General features: G+C 42.4%; 3 protein-coding genes. 2 read left to right on the top strand and 1 reads right to left on the bottom strand.

What is annotated here, in order from left to right:
• Together carB and B879_RS20165 are read left to right on the top strand one after the other, a co-directional pair.
• A partial coding sequence (gene carB / locus B879_RS20160) for a carbamoyl-phosphate synthase large subunit (RefSeq protein WP_040401385.1) occupies positions 1 to 1,575 on the top strand: 1,575 nt, incomplete at its 5' end.
• An 81-nt stretch (positions 1,576 to 1,656) separates the two neighbouring features.
• Positions 1,657 to 1,920 (top strand): RNA-binding protein, encoded by a 264-nt coding sequence (locus B879_RS20165; RefSeq protein WP_009187083.1) that lies wholly within the window; start codon positions 1,657 to 1,659, stop codon positions 1,918 to 1,920.
• Between the two features lie 414 nt (positions 1,921 to 2,334).
• On the opposite strand, the gene gcvP is transcribed toward B879_RS20165, so the two are convergent.
• Positions 2,335 to 5,232, bottom strand: a complete 2,898-nt coding sequence (gene gcvP, locus B879_RS20170; RefSeq protein ID WP_009187084.1) for an aminomethyl-transferring glycine dehydrogenase — start codon at positions 5,230 to 5,232, stop codon at positions 2,335 to 2,337.
• Between the last annotated feature and the right edge of the window lie 44 nt (positions 5,233 to 5,276).

A 5,276-nucleotide genomic window follows, 5' to 3' on the forward strand; every position in this document is an offset into this window, starting at 1 on the left:
TTGAGAAATCAAGAAGAATTATTGTACAGCTTGGCAAATCCAAGTTGGAACAGACTCTTTCATATATATGATGCCTTCAAATTGGGCATTTCATTCAGAACCATTCAGGACCTTACCAAGATTGACAAATGGTTCCTGAAGCAAATTGAAGAGCTCATCCATGTAGAAACTGAAATCCAAAAGTACAACATTGGAAATATTCCAAGCGAGCTGATGGAGGTAGCAAAGAAAAAAGGTTATGCGGACCGTCAGATTGCCCATTTGTTGAATTGCTTGGAGTCAGAGGTATTCAACAAACGCTACAATGAAATGGGTATTCGAAGGGTATACAAACTCGTGGATACCTGTGCAGCGGAATTTGAGGCACAAACCCCATACTATTATTCTACTTTTGGTGAGGAAAATGAATCAGTGCCTTCCAATAAGAAAAAGGTGATAGTTTTGGGTTCAGGACCAAACCGTGTAGGACAGGGTATTGAATTTGACTACTCCTGTGTGCATGGCGTTTTGGCTGCCAAAGAATGTGGTTATGAGACCATCATGATCAACTGTAACCCTGAGACGGTGTCTACTGATCCTGATATTTCAGACAAGCTATATTTTGAACCGGTTTTCTGGGAGCATATTTATGAAATTATCCTTCAGGAAAATCCAGTGGGGGTCATTGTGCAGTTGGGCGGTCAGACTGCGCTGAAGCTAGCCGAAAAAATGGACAAATATGGTATCCCGATCATCGGGACCAGTTTTGAAGCCCTGGATTTGGCAGAAGACCGTGGAAGGTTCTCTACCTTATTAAAAGAAAATGAGGTGCCATATCCTGAGTTTGGTACAATCCACAATACAGATGAGGCCCTTGAGCTTTGTAAAACCATTGGTTTCCCTTTGTTGGTAAGACCTTCCTACGTATTGGGCGGGCAAGGCATGAAGATTGTCATCAATGAGAAAGAATTGGAAGAGCATGTAGTCAATGTGCTCAGAGACATTCCGAATAATGAAATTCTTCTTGACCACTTCCTAGAAGGGGCTATAGAGGCAGAGGCAGATGCCATCTGTGATGGGGAAAACGTACACATCATTGGAATCATGCAGCACATTGAACCTGCTGGAATCCATTCCGGTGATTCTTACGCTGTTTTACCTCCTTATAACCTTGGAGATTATGTGATGCGTCAGATTGAGACTTATACCCATAAGATTGCCTTGGCGCTAAGGACCGTGGGTTTGATCAACATACAGTTTGCCATCAAAAATGATAAGGTTTATGTCATTGAAGCCAACCCAAGGGCATCTAGAACCGTTCCTTTTATCTGTAAGGCTTATCAGGAACCTTATGTGAATTATGCGACGAAGGTGATGTTGGGAGAGAAAAAAGTGACTGATTTTGAATTCAAACCGGTTAAAAAAGGTTATGCTATCAAAGAACCGGTATTCTCTTTCCATAAATTTCCGAATGTCAACAAGGAATTAGGACCTGAAATGAAATCCACAGGCGAAGCGATATACTTCATTGATGACCTGATGGATGATTATTTCTTGAAGATTTATGCGGAGAGGAATCTTTATTTGAGTAGATAATTGAAATAAAGCGGCAAACGAACCGGAAGGGATATCTTTCGTGAATATCCCTTCTTATCAGCCGCTTCTAAAAGTCTAAACATGGGATTTGTTTTAAAATTTCTTTTGATTGCCATTGCCATTTCTTGGATATTTTCCAAGTTGTTACAGTTTTTCTTAAGGAGTAAGCTCAAACAGTTTGTTGATCATGCCAATAACCTAAAACGGGAAGAGGATATCCGAAGAAAGGGAGGAAGAGGCAATGGAAATGTCAATGTAGATCATATTCCCAGAGATTATCAGGAAAAGCGTTCCAAAGAAATCAAAGGAGGAGACTATATTGATTATGAGGAAGTGAAGGATTGAGGTGAGAAGCGAGAGACTAGAGGTGAGAAATAAGAAACAAGAATCAAGAGCTAAGAATCAAGGATCTCCAGTTTAAGAGTCGAAAGGCTATGGTTTACCCGGATTTTAAAACATCTTTTATAGGAAACGTTAGACAGCTAATTTTGGGTGAGTGATATTGTGGAAATGATCCTGAAAGGATCAAACTTTTCAGGATCTTGGCCGTGGCGGAGCCCCTAGTGTAACCAAGGGACTAGGGTTTATAAAGGAATCGAACAAATCGACCCAAAATGGCCTACCTAACGGTAAATGTAGGGTCAAACTTGGAAGTGAAAAAGTAAAAATTTGTAGGTATAAGTGTCCAGTAAAATTAGACCAATTAAAAAAGCCGATTGGAATTAACCAATCGGCTTTTTGTTTGGTGATCAAATCCTCTTATTCAACTCCCGCTGCTTCAGCATATTCTTCTACTGGAATACAGCTACAGATCAGGTTTCTGTCACCATAAGCAGAGTCAATTCTCCTGACAGTTGGCCAGAATTTATTCCCTTTGACATAAGGTAGAGGATATACCGCTTTTTCTCTGCTGTATGGGAAATCCCAATTGTCCGCTAAAGCTAAGTTTGCGGTATGCGGTGCATTTTTCAATACATTATTATCCTTCTCAGCTTTCCCATCCTGGATTTCCTGAATTTCTGCCCTGATGCCGATCATGGCATCGCAGAATCTATCTAGTTCGGACAGGGTTTCAGATTCGGTAGGTTCTATCATCAAAGTTCCTGCAACAGGGAAGGAAACAGTAGGTGCATGGAAGCCATAATCCATCAAGCGCTTGGCGATGTCCTCCACCTCTATGCCCACTTCTTTAAATCCCCTACAATCCAATATCATTTCATGGGCAGCTCTTCCATTTGCTCCTGCATAAAGAATAGGATAATGCTGCTCTAATCTGAATTTGATGTAGTTAGCATTCAAGATCGCAATTTTAGTGGCATTGGTCAATCCATCAGGTCCCATCATAGCGATGTAAGCATAGGAGATGGGCAGTATACTTGCACTTCCAAAGGGGGCTGCTGAAATGGAATTGATGGCCTGTGTACCTCCTGTTTGTACCAATGGATTTCCAGGAAGGAAAGGCGCCAAGTGCTTGGCCACGCAAATTGGTCCCATGCCAGGTCCACCTCCTCCATGAGGTATACAGAAGGTTTTATGCAGGTTCAGGTGACAGACATCTGCCCCAATTTTACCCGGACTGGTCAATCCCACTTGTGCATTCATATTTGCACCATCCATATATACTTGCCCACCATTCTCATGGATGGTCTGACAGATTTCCTGTATGGCCTCTTCGAATACTCCGTGGGTAGATGGATAAGTTACCATCAATGCTGCAAGCTCTTCCTTATGTGCTTCTGCTTTTTCCCTAAGGTCTGCTACATCGATATTGCCTTTTTCATCACATTTCACCAGAACCACTTTCATCCCTGCCATTACCGCAGAAGCTGGATTGGTGCCATGCGCTGATGTAGGGATCAATGCAATATTTCTGTGGTGGTCACCTCTACTATGATGATAGGCCCTAATCACCATCAGGCCTGCATACTCACCCTGAGCCCCGGAATTTGGTTGGAGGGAAGTATCTGCAAATCCGGTGATTTCAGTCAACCAATTTCTAAGATTTTGGAACAATTCGTAGTAGCCTGCTGCTTGGTCTTGTGGGGCAAATGGATGCAATTGACCAAACTCTGGCCACGTTACAGGAATCATTTCAGCCGTAGCATTTAATTTCATGGTACAAGAACCCAATGAAATCATGGAGTGGACCAAAGAAAGGTCTTTGTTTTCCAATCTTTTAATGTAGCGAAGCATTTCATGCTCAGCATGGTATTGGTTGAATACAGGGTGGCTGAGGAAGCTTGTTTTTCTTGAAATGGCTTCAGGATAGTTTATGGCTAGAGATGAAGTCAGCTCCTCCCAGTTTACAGTAATTTTCTGATTGGTGGACATGGCAAATACCTCTACCACTGCTTTTACATCTTCCAAGGTCTTCGCCTCATCGAATGAAAGGAAAATTACGCCTTCTTCATACCTGAAATTCATACGGGCAGATAAGGCAAATGCTCTGATTTTGGATTGCTGTACTGCGTCCACTTTGATCTGAATGGTGTCAAAATAAACCGAATTCAGCTGTTCAAAACCCATTTGTCCGAGTGCTTTGGCAGTCAATTGGGCCAGTCCATGTGTCCTGGAAGCAATCTCTTTCAAACCTTTAGGACCATGGTATACACTGTACATACCTGCCATGACTGCTAAGAGAACTTGGGCAGTACAGATATTAGAGGTAGCTTTTTCTCTTTTAATATGCTGCTCCCTGGTTTGCAGTGCCATTCTGTATGCCTTATTACCATCTTTATCTACGGATACACCAATTATTCTACCTGGTACTTGTCTTTTATACGCTTCTTTAGTTGCAAAGAAAGCAGCATGAGGTCCACCATAGCCCATGGGCACGCCAAACCTTTGGCTGGTTCCCACTACGACGTCGGCTCCCATTTCTCCAGGAGGCGTAAGTAGGGTCAAACTCAGCAAGTCGGTTGCAAATGCCGTTAGGACATGATTCTCTTTGGCAGCAGCTACCAAGGCATTGTGGTCTAAAACCTCGCCATCAAGGTTAGGATACTGAAGCATGACGCCAAACAATTCTGGGTCTGTCAGATCCAATTGTGATAATGGGGCAATTTCGAGTTGAATGCCAATAGGGGTTGATCTTGTAATCAACAGGTCTTTGGTCTGTGGGAATATTTTTTCATCCACAAAGAATTTGTGGGCATTTTTCTTTTCTCTTGGTTTGGACGCATACAACATGGCCATGGCTTCAGCAGCAGCAGTCGCTTCATCCAACAGGGAAGCATTAGCCATTTCCATCCCGGTGAGTTCCATTACCATGGTTTGGTAATTGATCAGGGCCTCAAGCCTTCCCTGTGCAATTTCCGCTTGATAAGGCGTATAGGCAGTATACCATCCCGGATTTTCCAAAATGTTCCTTAGGATTACCCCTGGTACCAAAGTGTCATAATAACCCAATCCGATGAAGGATTTAAAGATTTTATTTTTGGAAGCAAGTATTTTGAAATCTTTTAAGAAAGCTGCCTCTGATTTGGCCTTCGGAAGATCTAAAGGTCTGTCCAACTGTATGGACTTAGGAATCGTTTGGTCTATCAACTCATCCATGGAAGCTGCTCCAATGGCATCCAACATCATGGAAATTTCCTCTTGAGAGGGGCCGTTGTGTCTATTTTCAAATTTGGTAGACGGATGGAGATTAATTTTCATATTAGAATCTGATATGGGGATTTTTGGGGTTATATCCTGTTTGA

Origin of the sequence: Cecembia lonarensis LW9 (assembly GCF_000298295.1) — a bacterium.
Taxonomy (GTDB): domain Bacteria; phylum Bacteroidota; class Bacteroidia; order Cytophagales; family Cyclobacteriaceae; genus Cecembia; species Cecembia lonarensis.